This is a genomic window from Shewanella sp. ECSMB14102 (genome assembly GCF_000813075.1).
Lineage (GTDB): Bacteria > Pseudomonadota > Gammaproteobacteria > Enterobacterales > Shewanellaceae > Shewanella > Shewanella indica.
Genome location: NZ_JWGX01000019.1, coordinates 1 through 14,430 on the forward strand (window position 1 = coordinate 1; position 14,430 = coordinate 14,430).

A 14,430-nucleotide genomic window follows, 5' to 3' on the forward strand; every position below is an offset into this window, starting at 1 on the left:
GATCAATCAACACCATGCGTGTCTACTGAATTGAATAAAAAGGGAATTACCTGGGGATTCCCTAGATTCGGGGTAAAGGTCACTGCCAAAAGGTAATAAAGATTAATCCACAATGAGTTAGTTGAATAGCTAACTTAGTTGTGGGCATTAACTGGTTAGAATTTTTGTTCTACTTTGATGAATCATCATTGTAAAAAAAATTAGGTTTGTAGTACAAAACTCCGATAACAACTTACTATCGATTTAACCACGGCGTCTTTTGGCATTGATCTTTTAGTAGAGATAAAAAGCCAGTGACTCGCGCCGACCTCTCATGCGCAGCAGAAGTCACTAGGGCAACAATATCGGCGTTTGGAAGCTCGTAAGCAGGTAACAGCCGCACTAATTTACCACTATCAATCTGTGACTGAATGTCCCATTCGGATCGCATGATGATCCCCAAGCCTTGTAACGCCCAGTCTTTAATCACTCTACCCTCATTACTTGCAAGAGAAGGGCGAATACGAATACTTTCTATGGCCCCTGTCACTGCATGAGTAAAGCTCCACAGCGTGACATCTTCATTATTTTCTCTCAAGGCAATACATTGATGCTTCTTAAGATCTTGCGGAGTCTTAGGCTGTCCATGACGAGATAGATACTCCGGCGAAGCGCAAACAAAGCGTTTGTTTGGGGCCAAGCTCACCATCTTAAGGCTGGAATCCGCTAAGTGGCCAATGTAGATGATAATGTCCCATTTATGATGGTTTGCCCAGTTTGGGTTGTCTGACAATTCTAGCTCCACCTCTAGGCGCGGATGAGCTTGTTTATACTCACCTAATAAAGGGGCTATCACATCGTTGCCAAAGCCAAGGGGCGCCAAAACTTGTAGACGACCACTGACATCCCCTCTGCTTTCATTGAGCTTATCGATGAGTTCATCCAAGTCCTCAAGGATCGAAATACCGGTATCGACTAAGACGCGCCCTTCTTCTGTTAGGCTAACCACACGCGAAGGTCGTTGAAGTAACTTAAGTGATAGCTTCTTTTCGATATGTTGAATACGCTGAGTGACTGATGGAGGCGTTATATTGAGCGCACGAGCCGCATCTGCCAATGTTCTATGGTTAGACACTACCACAAGAAATCGAATATCTTCTGTCGTCAACATTAACTTTCAACCTAATCTATAAGTAGATTTTTGTTAATATAATTCAACTTTCTCCTATCTCATAATCATTTCATCGACATTGAACTGCAATTTGCGAGCTTAGGTAAATGAAATGATTAAACATACAGAACACCCTGATTTAGAAAAGCAATACAATGCCATCGGCACACCATTTCTCTACCTGGACAAACAAAAGTTTTTAAACAATCTCGCGCAAATGCGCAGTCATATGTCGAAACTGGGCGCGCCACTAAGACCCCACTTTAAAACGGTAAAGTCGTTAGATGCGCTTCCTTACTTAATTGACTCTCTAGAGGATCCAATCACTGTATCTACCCTTGAGGAAGCAGAACAGCTTGCTAATTATGGTTGTAAAAACATTCTCTATGCAGTTGGTATATCACAAGAAAAGCTATCACGAGTCGAGCTATTACTGAAACGTGGCATTAGCATTGTGGTGTTACTTGATAGCATGGAACAAGTCGATTTCGTTAACACCTACTGTCAGGAACATGAGTGTGTCATTAGCTGTCTTATAGAGATTGATTGTGACGGACACCGAGGTGGCGTCAGTGCAGATTCCGAAGCCTTGATTGCTATGGCTAAGAGCTTAGATAAAGGTTTTGCCGATTTTAAAGGTGTGATGCTTCACGCAGGCGAATCTTACCACTGTTCGTCTCAAGAAGCGCTAAACCAATCAGCCAGTAATGAAGTAGCGACTGCACTACTTGCAGCGAAACGCCTCGAATTAGTGGGGATTCACTGCGAAATAGTCAGCATAGGGTCTACCCCAACGGCATGTTCATACACAAACACAAGTGGAATTACAGAGGTCAGAGCTGGTGTCTATTCGTTGTTTGATTTAGTGATGCATCAGCTTGGAGTATGTACCTTAAACGATATCGCAATCTCAGTAGTAAGTAGTGTTATTGGACACAACAAATCAAGGGGACAAATATTTGTTGATGCTGGTTGGATGGCTCTTTCTTTAGATAAAGGCCATGACGAACAATGTTATGGCGTGGTTCTCCAACCGAATGGTCAAGAGAGTCAAATACTGAAAGTCGTGCAGGTAAATCAAGAGCACGGCATACTCGAAGCGGCTTCTGGAAGCGAGATCGACTTCGAATGTTTTCCCATTGGTTCTCGAGTTCACATAGTCCCAAATCATGCATGCTCTACAAGCGCAATGCACAGTCAATACCATGTCTTTGACTTGGTCGAGGGGCAAATTGAACAATGGCAACGTATCTCAGGGTGGTAAACATGCTTTATTTAGATGAAAAAACAACCGCAGCGTTAATTACTCACGAACTGGCATACAAAGCAGTCAAAGCGGCATTTTCCGCAGTACAAGAGCAGCACTCATCAATATTTCCGGTCGTTAACGCATCTGGCCAGATAGAAGGTTCAATATTTTCACTCAAATCGGCACGCACAGATCAATTGCTTGGTTGGAAAATGGGAAGTTATTGGCCTTACAATAACCAAGTTGGGCTACCAAACCATGGTACTCATATTTTTCTTCTCTCACCTGATACGGGAGAAATGAAAGCCATTTTGTCAGCAAGTTTGGTTAATGCCTACCGAACCGCTGCAGCCGATGCCATCGCAGTTGATCTATTGGCGAGACAAGATTCAACGGTACTCGCGTTATTTGGCACGGGTCATCAAGCTAAATATGAAGCGCTTGCCATTTCAAAAGTTAGGAACCTATCTAAAGTGCTGATTATTGGTAGAAATCAGACTAGTGCTAACCAACTGGCGCAAGAGCTAAGCGATGAAGGTTTAACAACTGATATCAAGACTGCTCAAGAAGCCTGTGAAAGCGCAGATATTATTGTCACCGTCACGGCGTCTACAGCTCCTCTATTTGAATCGTCGTGGGTGAAGTCTGGAACTCATATTTCTGCAATGGGAGCAGATAAAATAGGAAAACAGGAACTGCCGCCATCGCTATTTGAGAATGCCATACTCTACTGTGATTATTTACCTCAGTCCAAAACAATTGGTGAGTTCCAGCATGCACCAGATAAAGAGATATATCAGATCTGCGACAAGCTTCAATTAAAAGAAAGGAACGAAAACGACATTACTATTTTTGATAGCTCAGGAATTGCCTATCAAGATCTTTATATTGCTAAAATAATTTTAGATAAATACCTATCCAAGGAAGATGGCCATGAATAACGTTAGCTTTTTAAAAATAAACGGTAACACCATCGATGACATTATTGACCTTACAGTGGGAGAGTTTCAAAAGCATCTTATTGCTAGTAACGCAGAATGGCTTGCAGAGGCGAGTTTTAACGACGATAGTGTCAGCTACGGCATTTATTTAGACGACAAGCCAGCAGGGCTCATCTCTCTTATCGATCCAAGATTACTCGATAAGTTCGATGATCACTTTCAAAAGGATCATTTGTACGTGTGGCGTGTCATGATTGACCATCGTTTTCAAGGAAAGGGATTGGGGAGTCACGCGATTAACTTCAGCAAGCGATACGCTTCCATTGTTGGTTTAAAAGGCGTGTCGCTAACCACAATGGATAAAGAGGAAGGGAATGCTCTCTATATTTACCAAAAGCTTGGGTTTACACCAACGGGCAGAAGACTTGATGATGAAATTGAATTAATTTTTAGCTTAGATATTTGATTGAATAAACGGGTTAGACGGTTCAGTGTAGTACTCATGATTTAATTTGTGATAAAAATTAAGTGGCTATTTAAATTTAGGTTTTCAAATTGTTGATGAATTGATTCATAAAGTTGAGGTTTTAATTTGTCAATCTGGAGAGCTAATGAAGAATATACTGAGATATATTATTTTCTATTGTCACCCCAAACCACTGCCTATGGCGGTGGTGGTTGTCTTAAATTCGGGGTAAAGGTCAATTGATATAAAAAAGACCTAAATGAATAGATCTTTTTATATGCTACCAACCACAAGTAATAACATTCTGGGCTTTATGCTTAACGGGAAACTGCCTCATCAGCAGCCGCGGCAGAATGCTTTAGTCCACCAGGCTGTATTGTTCCTTGAGCACTCGGATGATTTCTGCCTTGGGATTATCCGAGAGAGTAATCTTGGTTCCGGTGACTTTCTCGGCAATACCTGTGTAGGTACGCGAGACATTCATCATGGCCTCCAGTGGCAGGTCGTTGTCGCGGGCCAGGGCTTCACGTTCCGGCATTCTATCCTTGTTCAACAGGATATCCGGATCCGGGAAGTGGTTGAGCAGGAATTGACGGAAACCTTCTTTGGAGTTCTCGAGGATCTTGCCGTCACGGTAGGCGCTGCCATCCCAAATACGTGAAGAGTCCGGGGTTCCCACTTCATCCATATAGATAAGCTTGGATTGGCCTTGTTTGTCAGTGACATAGCCAAATTCGAACTTGGTATCGACAAAGATCTGATCTTGCTGTGCCAGCGCCTCGGAAATGACTTCGAATCCCTGCTTGAGCAGTTTTTCGTACAGATCGATATCTTCAGGCTTTTCAAAGCCGAAGGCCTCGAAGTTGGCTTCGATATCTGCGCGGCTGATGTTGACATCATCCTGCTCCGGCACCCCAGGGATCCCCTTGAGTATGCCCTTGGTCGATGGGGTGATCAGTAACTCGGGTAGCTGCTGGTCCTTTTGTAATCCTTCCGGCAGCGTGATGCCGCAAAATACCCGCTCACCCTTTTGATAGGCGCGCCACATGGATCCGGTAATATAGCGGCGAATAATGGCTTCTACCTTTATCGGGCGAGCCTTTTGTACTATCCACACGAAGGGATGGGGAATGTCGAGAATATGGCTGTCGGCCAGCCCTTTTTCCTTGAACAGGCTGAACCAGTGGTTGGAGATGGCGTTGAGTGCCGCCCCTTTGCCCGGGATCCCTTTGAGATCTTCTTCGCCGTGGAAGATGCAATCGAAGGCGGAGATACGATCCGAGATCACCATGATCGCCAGCGGAGTATCGGCGGGCACATCATAGCCCTTTTCGCGGATCAATCTGGCGCTGTCGGCCTCGGTCAACCAGTAGACACTGCGCACTTTTCCGCTGTGAACCGGCTTGTCGGTGCGGATAGGCAGATCATTGTTTACGGCTAGAACGGAATCAGCAAGACTCATGACGAGTATTCCTCTGGGTGTAGGGTTTAAGGCTAAGTCCGGCAGGCGGGGTTATTGTTATCTGCCTGTTTCCGGGAGAATGCGAGCCGGCGGCGGGGCAGCAGCAAGCAGCAAAAAAGACTGTGCTTGAGAGGTAAAGCCGCTGTGGAGTCATGCAAGTATGAGATGCCGCCGACAAAAGATGGGTTATTTTACCTCAGTCGCAACCTTTTGCCACGGGGAGGCTTTGTTTACTGGAGCAAAACTCTGTTCGCGATAGAGACTAATGAGGCTGCACCCAGGGAGATTGGGCGCTGATTCGGCATCCATGTTTCAGCCACGTTATTTGCGCCAACAGTTTTCGGCGACACCGAGGGGGAAAGTCGGTGCAATTCTGCAATCATAGCGTTGCTTGAAATTGCTTATATACCTACAGACATACGCCTATTTTCCAGGCATAGGCGGAACTGTGACCTTCCGCGCCAGGGATGGCGAGGCGACTACCGCATTTGTTCCAGACAAATGTCGGCATACACTCCATATATGGAGATAAGGGATGTACTTGAATAACGTCCCTGTTTAACGGCCGGCTCACCGTCCCTGGCTCGCGCTCGAAAGCACGTTGCTGTGCAACTCTCGCCATGTCACAGGAGCGCCTATGCATAAGCCTGCGGCAGGCAATGAGCAACATCCATCGCCGGAAGCTCGGGCAATACTAGCTTAGATACTTTTAGCTGGAAGCCATGCTAGCCGCTGTAGCAGCGGCCTAAAGTCGTGGAGCAAGTGCATCCATGCATAACGGCAGTACTTGAAAGCACGTTGCTACGCAACTCTCGCCGTGTTACAGAATCGCCTGTGCGAAAGGCCGTTCTCGAACATCCTATTCTTCACTGCATTCGGGCTTCCTGCCCATCCTCACTGCAGGTGATGAGCTGCAGCTTAACCAATACCCAGGCACAGGATTGTCTGTGTAAAAGTTGTTCTTGGCAGCGCCGCGTTCGGGGGAGGGAATAACTTGGTTTCCGGCGGTTATTATCATTAATGAAAAGACCCAACTCACGTTGGGTCTTTGGGGTTTTTAAATCAAGGAGATTTTGCCGCTCAGGTTGGCGGCAAACGCCTTAAGCCTGTTGCGGTTCCACTGCCCGATAATGATCCTGCATGGTGTAAGAGCGGGCATAGAGCGCAAACACCAAGGCGGCCAGCAGGGCGAAGCCGGCGAAGAAGAACATCTGGAAGGCGGTGACACTCAGGCCGGTTTCGGCAATCTGATTGGTCACGGCATCGCTCTTGACGCTGGCGTTGGCTAATAGCACCCAGAGGTTGCCCACAGTGACCGATAGGGTCCAGAAACTCATGATGCTGCCTTTCATCGACTTGGGTGCCTGGCTGTATGCAAACTCCAATCCGGTGGCAGAAACCAGTACTTCACCGAAAGTCAGCAGTGCATAAGGCAGTACTTGCCAGGTGATGGACATGGGGGTGCCGCCATCCATCATCAACTGAATGCTGCCTATCACTATCCAGGAAAGGCCGGAGAAGGCGATACCCGCACCCATTTTACGCAGGGCATTGAGGCGCACGCCATTGCGCTCCAGCATGGGGTAGAGCACAAAGTTATTGAAGGGGATCAGCAGCATAACCAGTAGTGGGTTGAGAGCTTGCATCATGGCCGGCTCAAACCAATCCGGCTTGACCATGTCGTTGGCCTGTAAAATCCAGGTGGAAGCCTTTTGATCGAACAGCGACCAGAAGGGGGTGACCAGGGCAAACAGGATTAAGATGCGAAATACGGCGCGCACTCCGTCCACTGCCTCGAGCGGGTGTTGATTGCGGGCCCGCTCAAGCTGCATGGAGGCGCCTACGCCGACAAAGCCCATCAAGAGCACCATTGCCAGACATAGCGCTGTTACCACTCCAAGGCTGTTGTATTGGGTGAGGGAAAACAGCGCCAGCAGTATACCTATGGCACTCAGCAGCAAACCTGTATTGGCCTTGCCGGGTACGGGGGTGAAGATGGCGCTCTTGAGCACAGGTAGGAAGCCGTGTGGATCTTTGGGCTCGGGTTGCTGGTGGACATAACGTTTACGGCCGCCCCAGAAGAATACCGTGGCGATAAACATCAATACCCCTGGGATACCGAAGGCCACCGAAGGGCCGAAGAATTTCAGCAGCAGCGGCATCGACAGCGAGGCGAAGAAGGAGCCGAAGTTAATGGTGAAATAGAACATATCGAAGGCTTTTTGCGCCAACGACTTATTGCTCTGATCGAACTGATCGCCCATGAAAGAGGATACCAGCGGCTTGATGCCGCCTGACCCCAGGGCTATCAGAAACAGGCCCGAATAGAAGCCGGTTTTGCTGGTTTCGAAAATCGCCAGAAAGGCATGGCCAATCACATAGACTATGCTAAGCCACAAAATGGTGTGGTATTTACCGAAGAAACGGTCGGCCAGCCAGCCCCCTAAGAGGGGGAAGAAATACACCCCGATCACAAAGGAGTGGAACACATCTTTGGCTTCGCCCTGACGCAGTTCTTCCGGCACTGACAGCAGCAGAGCCGTCATCAGGAAGGGAGTCAGAATATTGCGCATGCCGTAAAAACTGAAGCGCTCGCAGGCTTCACTGGCAATGATAAAAGGGATCTGCCGCGGCCAGCGTGCAGAGGAAGGTGAGCTCATAATGTACCTTGGTTATTGTCGATTCTAATAAAGGTTGCAGCTATATGCGCATAATCCGGCTTTCCATTCAACTCCGGCCATGAACAAAACCGTTTTTTTTGTGAACTGAAGTGCAAATTTGCTTCGAAAGCCATGAAAAGGGCAAACTGATTACTCGCATTGGCAACGGCATTGAGCTGTCATCATAGCGCCACGCTAAACCAAGGTTATCGGGAGCCAGGCACCATGGATACACCCTTGTATGGACCATTGACTATCGATGAATGGCTCAGGCTCAATCTGCAGCGCCAGGGCTTGTTGCAACCGGCGAACTCGGCGGCGGCCGTGATCCGTCAGTTGGGCTATATCCAGATAGATTCCATCAATGTGGTCGAGCGGGCCCATCACCATGTGCTGCACAATCGGTTGCCCGGTTATCACCCCGAACAGCTGCAACAGGCTATGGCCGATAAGGAGGTGTTCGAGTACTGGGCTCACGCTGCGGCCTATCTGCCCATGAGTGACTACAGGTACAGCCTGCAGCGCAAACGGCAACTGAGTCAGGGGGATAAACACTGGTTTGAACCGGACGAGCCCTTGATGCGGGAAGTGCTTGCCAGAGTGCGCGCCGAGGGGCCGCTCAAGGCCAGTGATTTTGAACACTCAAGTGATCAACGTGGCAGTTGGTGGGACTGGAAACCGGCCAAGAAGGCGCTGGAACAGCTGTTTATGCGCGGCGAGTTAATGGTGCTGCGGCGTGAGCGGTTTCAAAAGGTTTATGATTTGGCCGAGCGAGTGCTCCCGCCGGGCATAGATACCAGGGAGCCTGACGATGATGAGTTTGGCCGGTATCTGGTGAACCGCTTTCTCAATGCCAACGGTTTTGGCTCAGAGGCCCAGTTTGCCTATCTGCGAAAAGGCATGCGGCCGGTTATCAAGCGGGTGTTGGACCAAGGGCTGGAGGCCGGTGAACTGCAGCGGTTCAAGGTCGATGGTCAGCAGTATTTCTGCCCGGCAGAGCTGAGCGCGGTGCCCAAGATCCCGGAGCGGGTCTGGCTGCTCAATCCCTTCGATAATCTGGTTATTCAACGTAACCGCTTAAAGCAATGGTTTGGCTTTGACTATCAACTGGAAGTGTACCTGCCGCAGGAAAAGCGGGTCTACGGCTATTTCAGCCTGGCCATCCTCTGGCGCCAGCAGTTTATCGGCCGGGTCGATGTCAAGGCCGACCGGCTGCGCCAATGCCTGTTGTTGCAAAACCTGGTGTTGGAGCCCGAGTATGCCAACCGGCCTTTGGATGATATGTTGCTGGCCGAGCTTACCAGGGCCATTGGCGACTATGCCTGTTTCAATGCCTGTGAACGCTGGAAGCTGGTGCGCAGCAATCACAAGGGGCTGAAGCAGCGCTGGCGCCGTTTGCAAAGTTTATAGTGCCGACTCGGCTCTGAGCCTACCTTAAAATAGCCGTGTAGTTGGCTGAGAGGAGTGTGGCATTTTGGTCAATAAATCCCCGCAAGCGGACTTTTGTTCTCAAGGCTTTTTTGGCGTCGCCGGTAGACTCGGGCCAGTTTTTATCCGAGAAACAGCTTATGGCAGCACATGCCAACGGCGCCAAAGGCGATTTTGCCAAGACAGTTATCATGCCCGGCGATTCTTGGTGGGCCAACTACATTGCCGAGCACTTTCTCGATGATGCCCGCGAGGTGATCTCGGTGCGCAATATGCTGGGTTATACCGGCAGTTGGCAGGGGAAGCCGGTTTCTGTAATGGGCCAATCAAAGCAAAGAATACGCTTTATAGTCAGCAGTGACAGAGTCAGCGCGCGCTTATGGTACGTTTCGGGACGGCGCGAAATGACATATTGTGAATGGCCTTTGTCGGTTTTTTGCAAGCACACAATAGGTTTCAGTAAAAAAACGGGAGCCTTGTGGCTCCCGTTGGCAGTGACTCACTTCAACTTTGCATCAATCGTTCAGGTGGGCACAGCGACCAAACTCGGCTCCGCCTTTAACGGCAGCAACCACCTGTTTAGGGAAGCTGAGCTGAACATCCTGGCCATCATGGCAGACAAAGGCATTGTTCAGATCGACATCGATAGACAAGACAGCTCCTGCGATACCACCCATCATTTCAGAGCCGTTGGCACTGATGGCAAATGGGTTATCTATGGTCAGTGCCTTGGCTTCGGTAACGCCCTGCTTGGCGAAGAACTCCTTGGTGCTCATCCAGCCCAAACCTTCCAGGTAGATACCACCACTGAAACCGGTAAACAGGTTGCCGGAGCGAGCAGTAATCATCGACAGATCGTCGCTGGCATCAAGCAGCAGCATACGCGGTACGCCAAATTCGGCGCTGATGCTGTCGTGATCCCAACCTTCGGCACACAGATTACCCAGGAAGAAGTGATTGAAAGGTACCTGCTCACACCAGCGCAGACTGCCTATGTTCTCCTGTTGGCCCGAGTCCGTATGCCACAGGGTGACTCCGGTGCGGGTACCAAAGCCAACTGTGTTACCGTCGTTGGAGATCACCGAGGAGTCCTGGGCGCCAAATTCAGCCGAGGTGTCGTGGAAGCGGCCATCGACCCAGGCAACCTGACTGGTGCCATCATAAGTACCGGTAATGGTACTGCCGTTGCCGGCTATCCTGTCGGCACGTAGCCATTGAACCTTGTCGGCAAATTGGTAAGGCAGTTGCTGCATACCGGCCTTCTTGGTCCAGATAAAGGGCACTATCTCGTCTTTGAATGCACTCTGGCAGGCGCCGTTACCGTCAGTATCCATATAGGCGGTGCCGACAACTGTGTCGCCGCTATCGTCCATATCCCAGACATAGCTGGAGTTGGTGCCTGACTGGCCCGAGCCACCGCAGCTGTTACCGTTGAGATCCCCAAGCGAGGTCAGCTTGTCGCTGCGCAGATCCCAGATGGCGGCATTGCTGATGCCGTTGCCACTGAAGTCCGCCATGACACCGGCCTTGGTAGCGTTTTTGTTCATGGTGGCGTGTCCGGCAACCACGGCATTACCGGCCGGGTGCAGCTCGAACAGGGCTTTCTTGGTGCTGTCATAGAGGAAAGGCGTAGTGCCGGTTATCCCCATGGCACGTTTGCCGTTCTTGGCATGATCCAGCACAAAGGCGCTTACCAGCGGGGTATATTGGATGCCATCGCTATAGCCGTTGAAATAGATATCGGCCTGTTTGGTCACCCCGGCTTCGGCAATGATAGGAGTGAAATCACAGGCTCTATCGCTGGCCGGATTACTGCTTTCATTGCTGTTCCAATACTCGGCCTCTGACAAGAGGGAGGTTTGCCGGGTAGGATAACCACCGGCCTTGATGGTCTCCATATAGAGCACATAGCGGCCGCCGGGAGTCAATCCATTGATGGTGAACTTTCCATCCGGGCCTACCAGTCCTTGAGTCAGGTTGCCGGTCTGCTGAGTGACCACATCGTACAGCGGGTTATCCAGGTTGCGGGCCACCATGTTCATGTCCGAATAGTCCACTCCTTCCTTGGTGTACAAGGTGCCGGAAATCGAGCCGTAGCCTGAACGATATTCCGCTGTTGGATAGAGGTCGGACAGATTGACTATATCGTCGCGCACATTAACAGTTGATTGCTCGGCACCCTGAACTCCTAACACATTGATGAAGGGGAACATGGTTTCAATAGTGTCCGGCGCTATCTGGCTGGCGCTGGTGTATTGATTGGTGATGGCGCAACCCGGTACTCCGTCATATTGCGGGCTGTATGAGGCTGACATATAGCTGAGATGGCCATTGGCCTGGGAGTGCGACATGTTGAGGGCGTGGCCGAATTCATGGGTAAATACCCCGGCAATCATTTCGCCTTCTGTGTCATCTATACCCACATACCAGCCGTTCATCAAGGCAGTAGCCTCGAGGATTTCACCGGTTTCTTCATCGGCCCACTCGGGGAAGGCTATCCCCAGCACCTGGCTGCGTGGAACACCGAAATACTGTTCCAGGATCTGGCCGTCGGTGTCATAGTTGACCCAGAAACCATAGCCGTTAACGGCGGAATAGATCTGATCGACATTATGTTGATTCACATCTTTGATGCCGGTTTGTTGTTCAATGGTGCCTTGAACCGACATTTCAAAGGTGGAGGTTTCCACCGCAGACCATTCGCCCACGGCCTTGGCGGTAATGGCATTGGCCTGAGCTATGCTGAGGAAGGTGTAATCCCGGTCCAACACAGTACCTGCCGGGATAACAGTGCCGTCCGGCAGTGTAATGTCAAGATTGAACACCAGCCCTTTTTCCAGAACGGTGAAGGTTTGTACGTCAACGCCATCCTTGTTTTTAATCACAGGGCCGCCGTCGGTATAGACGGGAATCGCCCCCTTGGACGTATCCCACTTATAGGGCTGCATTGTAGGTTCGTGAATATACAGCGGGCCACCGGCCAGCGCGGCAGAGGAGACTGAGCCCAAAAGTAAGGCAGTGGCAATTCTTGAAAGCTTCATTATTTGGCCTCCTGTACCAGTTTGCCAACCAGAGACATAAATGCGGCGGCATCCACAGCACCGGCCGTGGTGATAAGGCTCTGCTCTTCAGGGCTGAGCGACTGAGTGTTCATGCCATCAAACAGGCCTATGTTGCCCAGTTGATTGCTGACTTTGCCGTTTTGCACAATGAATTTGCCTTGTTCCAGCCCTACGGTAGAAGTCAGGCCGGCACCGAGATCCGGATTCATAAAGGCCACTACCTGCTCGCCAACCGACCAGCGGGCGAACCCTTCGGGTGATACGCCCAGGTAGACTTTGCCATTACCCATGGAGCGGGGCTTGAGCAAACCAAACTGGCGGAAGGTATATTCGCTGCCTGCTTTATGTTTGTGTTTGGCATCCATACCTACCCGAATGGTTATCTGGGTATAGGGGCGTTTGCGCTCATCAAAGCCATCGGTCACAGACACCACTTGGCCCGAGACTATGCTGGACGCTTGATTGGTCAATTGACTGAGATTTTGTTTGAGATGTTTTTGGGCTATCGCGGCGGGTGTCAGCAGCAAACTGGCTGAGACGAGACATAGCGCCGACAGACGCTTGAACCACTGGGATCTTGTCACTGGAATACCTCCTGTATGATTGGGATAAATTCAGCTTTCGATCATCGACCCATACATCCTTGGTCGAATATTGACCGAGCACCTACTTAAGCACGTCGACTCAGTGGGTGGCACGGCAAATGATGTAGCGTTTTGTAGCGTGTTTGTTAAACGCACACGATTTGTCTCAATCTTGTGCTAGGAAAATATCACGGAGAGATAAGAGATTGGCTTTCAACACACCTTTGGTTATCTTTTGCTCAGCGTGAGCTGTTTTGCCATGCTGAATATCAGTTAATAACAGGGAGAGAGCTGATGAGCTGTAACTTTTGTGGTGGGCGTTTGAATAGCGGAATGTTACGTAAGCAGGAGCCGGGAAGCTGCCGAAAGTTTAAGTCGTGTCCCAACTGTTCAACGACTCATGGTGAGGAACATATATTTCATCCCTATCCCACTGATTTTGGTAATACGCCGGCACGAGTGACCGCGGCCAATCCGGACGGGCATCAAAGTTATTGCAGAAATTGCCGGGCGCTTGATACGGGTATTGCTTCAGAGAACTATCAAAAATGGAAGGTGCGAACAAGTCCCATGTGTGCTCTGCGTCGGCTTACAGGCCTGGATGCAAGGCGTGGTTCGCAGCAAATGGCCCTAGTCCTTTGCAAGAAGCACAACACAGCAGACAGATCTGTAAGCCACGCCCTTCGGGGCTTTCACAGCAACCGGCTCTCTGCGTTATTCGACTTCAACATGCCCCGGCATGCCTTCAGTCAGATGCCTTGAGCGCCAATTGCTGTGTAAGCCACTCTCTACAAAAGAGAAGGCCACGAGGACCTATTCGCACCTTCCTAAGCGTTGCAGCGAACTGAGCTGATGGCTCTGCCAATTTATCAGCCTAATACCTGATGCATGACAGAGCATGAAATTGACCCTCAAAGCCATGTGAGTCAGGCCTTGAGGGCGCACAGGATTAAACAGGTTTGTTCATTTGTGCTTTGGCGGCTTCAACCTTGGAAAAATCCAGTCCCAGTTCTTCCACGGCTTCTTTGATCAGGGCTGGGTTCTGCATCACCTGCATCATCAACCCCTGCAGCTTTTCCGGTGGCAATCCCAACTGACCCAAGATACCCATGGCCATCAGAGGATTTTCGGTCAGGCTCTGGAACAGGCTGCTTATTTGTTCATCGCTGATATTGTGCTCTTTCAGCAGGGCAATAATAGGGTTCATAAGTTCCTCATTGGTTTCAAGCATTCAGATTGAGTTGATTTTAACAGAAGAAACGCCTGGTACCTTCATCGGGACATCGCAAAATTAAGCTGCTTTGGGTTATTTTTAAAGACTCTATTCAAGCCTGGCTGAGAGAAAACCTGCCAAGAGTCATGGGGCTTGGTTTTTTGTTTTTAGTCGTAGTCTTGGGGTTCAGTTCGATACGGCGTATATGGTCGAAT

10 protein-coding genes and 1 pseudogene are annotated in these 14,430 nt (G+C 49.7%); 5 read left to right on the forward strand and 6 right to left on the reverse strand.

The window, feature by feature from the left end; genetic code table 11:
- Positions 1-235 precede the first annotated feature (235 nt).
- Entirely contained in the window at positions 236-1,150 is a 915-nt protein-coding gene (locus RC73_RS07715; protein WP_039034108.1) for a LysR family transcriptional regulator, read from the reverse strand.
- A 112-nt stretch (positions 1,151-1,262) separates the two neighbouring features.
- Here RC73_RS07715 and RC73_RS07720 point away from each other — a divergent pair, with 112 nt between their 5' ends.
- Genes RC73_RS07720 through RC73_RS07730 form a run of 3 tightly spaced genes read left to right on the forward strand, consistent with a single transcriptional unit; the run spans position 1,263 to position 3,806 of the window.
- Positions 1,263-2,414 (forward strand): alanine racemase, encoded by a 1,152-nt coding sequence (locus RC73_RS07720; RefSeq protein ID WP_028779625.1) that lies wholly within the window; start codon positions 1,263-1,265, stop codon positions 2,412-2,414.
- A gap of 2 nt (positions 2,415-2,416) precedes the next feature.
- The gene (locus tag RC73_RS07725; RefSeq protein ID WP_039034109.1) at positions 2,417-3,340 is read left to right on the forward strand and encodes an ornithine cyclodeaminase family protein; all 924 of its coding nucleotides are present in this window, start codon (positions 2,417-2,419) and stop codon (positions 3,338-3,340) included.
- Positions 3,333-3,806 (forward strand): GNAT family N-acetyltransferase, encoded by a 474-nt coding sequence (locus tag RC73_RS07730; RefSeq protein ID WP_039034110.1) that lies wholly within the window; start codon positions 3,333-3,335, stop codon positions 3,804-3,806. The genes RC73_RS07725 and RC73_RS07730 overlap by 8 nt, the downstream gene beginning before the upstream one ends.
- A 358-nt stretch (positions 3,807-4,164) precedes the next feature.
- Here RC73_RS07730 and RC73_RS07735 read toward each other — a convergent pair whose 3' ends face one another.
- Both RC73_RS07735 and RC73_RS07740 read right to left on the reverse strand, forming a co-directional pair.
- Positions 4,165-5,268: a phosphoribosylaminoimidazolesuccinocarboxamide synthase gene (locus tag RC73_RS07735; RefSeq protein WP_039034111.1), complete on the reverse strand. Its 1,104-nt coding sequence runs from the start codon at positions 5,266-5,268 to the stop codon at positions 4,165-4,167.
- A 1,100-nt stretch (positions 5,269-6,368) separates the two neighbouring features.
- Complete coding sequence (locus tag RC73_RS07740) at positions 6,369-7,928, reverse strand: POT-type proton-dependent oligopeptide transporter (protein ID WP_039034112.1); 1,560 nt, start codon at positions 7,926-7,928, stop codon at positions 6,369-6,371.
- A gap of 237 nt (positions 7,929-8,165) precedes the next feature.
- On the opposite strand from RC73_RS07740, the gene RC73_RS07745 reads away from it, so the two are divergent.
- The gene (locus tag RC73_RS07745; RefSeq protein WP_405130435.1) at positions 8,166-9,338 is read left to right on the forward strand and encodes a winged helix-turn-helix domain-containing protein; all 1,173 of its coding nucleotides are present in this window, start codon (positions 8,166-8,168) and stop codon (positions 9,336-9,338) included.
- A gap of 158 nt (positions 9,339-9,496) precedes the next feature.
- Positions 9,497-9,679, forward strand: a pseudogene (gene deoD / locus RC73_RS20905) (purine-nucleoside phosphorylase); the annotation flags it as partial.
- Between the two features lie 192 nt (positions 9,680-9,871).
- Here the strand turns inward: deoD and RC73_RS07750 are convergent.
- The 3 genes from RC73_RS07750 to RC73_RS07760 form a co-directional block, all read right to left on the reverse strand.
- Complete coding sequence (locus RC73_RS07750) at positions 9,872-12,397, reverse strand: hypothetical protein (RefSeq protein ID WP_039034114.1); 2,526 nt, start codon at positions 12,395-12,397, stop codon at positions 9,872-9,874.
- Positions 12,397-13,002 carry a hypothetical protein gene (locus tag RC73_RS07755; protein ID WP_052248059.1) on the reverse strand — a complete coding sequence of 202 codons (606 nt, stop codon included), beginning with the start codon at positions 13,000-13,002 and terminating at the stop codon, positions 12,397-12,399. Before RC73_RS07755 ends, RC73_RS07750 begins: the two co-directional genes overlap by 1 nt.
- A gap of 949 nt (positions 13,003-13,951) precedes the next feature.
- Positions 13,952-14,209, reverse strand: a complete 258-nt coding sequence (locus RC73_RS07760; protein ID WP_039034164.1) for a DUF2999 family protein — start codon at positions 14,207-14,209, stop codon at positions 13,952-13,954.
- Between the last annotated feature and the right edge of the window lie 221 nt (positions 14,210-14,430).

Coding starts and splice junctions, on each gene's coding strand:
- RC73_RS07740 (WP_039034112.1), bottom strand. CDS start 7,928: ATGAGCTCACCTTCCTCTGCACGCTGGCCGCGGCAGATCCCTTTTATC.
- RC73_RS07715 (WP_039034108.1), bottom strand. CDS start 1,150: ATGTTGACGACAGAAGATATTCGATTTCTTGTGGTAGTGTCTAACCAT.
- RC73_RS07725 (WP_039034109.1), top strand. CDS start 2,417: ATGCTTTATTTAGATGAAAAAACAACCGCAGCGTTAATTACTCACGAA.
- RC73_RS07735 (WP_039034111.1), bottom strand. CDS start 5,268: ATGAGTCTTGCTGATTCCGTTCTAGCCGTAAACAATGATCTGCCTATC.
- RC73_RS07750 (WP_039034114.1), bottom strand. CDS start 12,397: ATGAAGCTTTCAAGAATTGCCACTGCCTTACTTTTGGGCTCAGTCTCC.
- RC73_RS07730 (WP_039034110.1), top strand. CDS start 3,333: ATGAATAACGTTAGCTTTTTAAAAATAAACGGTAACACCATCGATGAC.
- RC73_RS07720 (WP_028779625.1), top strand. CDS start 1,263: ATGATTAAACATACAGAACACCCTGATTTAGAAAAGCAATACAATGCC.
- RC73_RS07760 (WP_039034164.1), bottom strand. CDS start 14,209: ATGAACCCTATTATTGCCCTGCTGAAAGAGCACAATATCAGCGATGAA.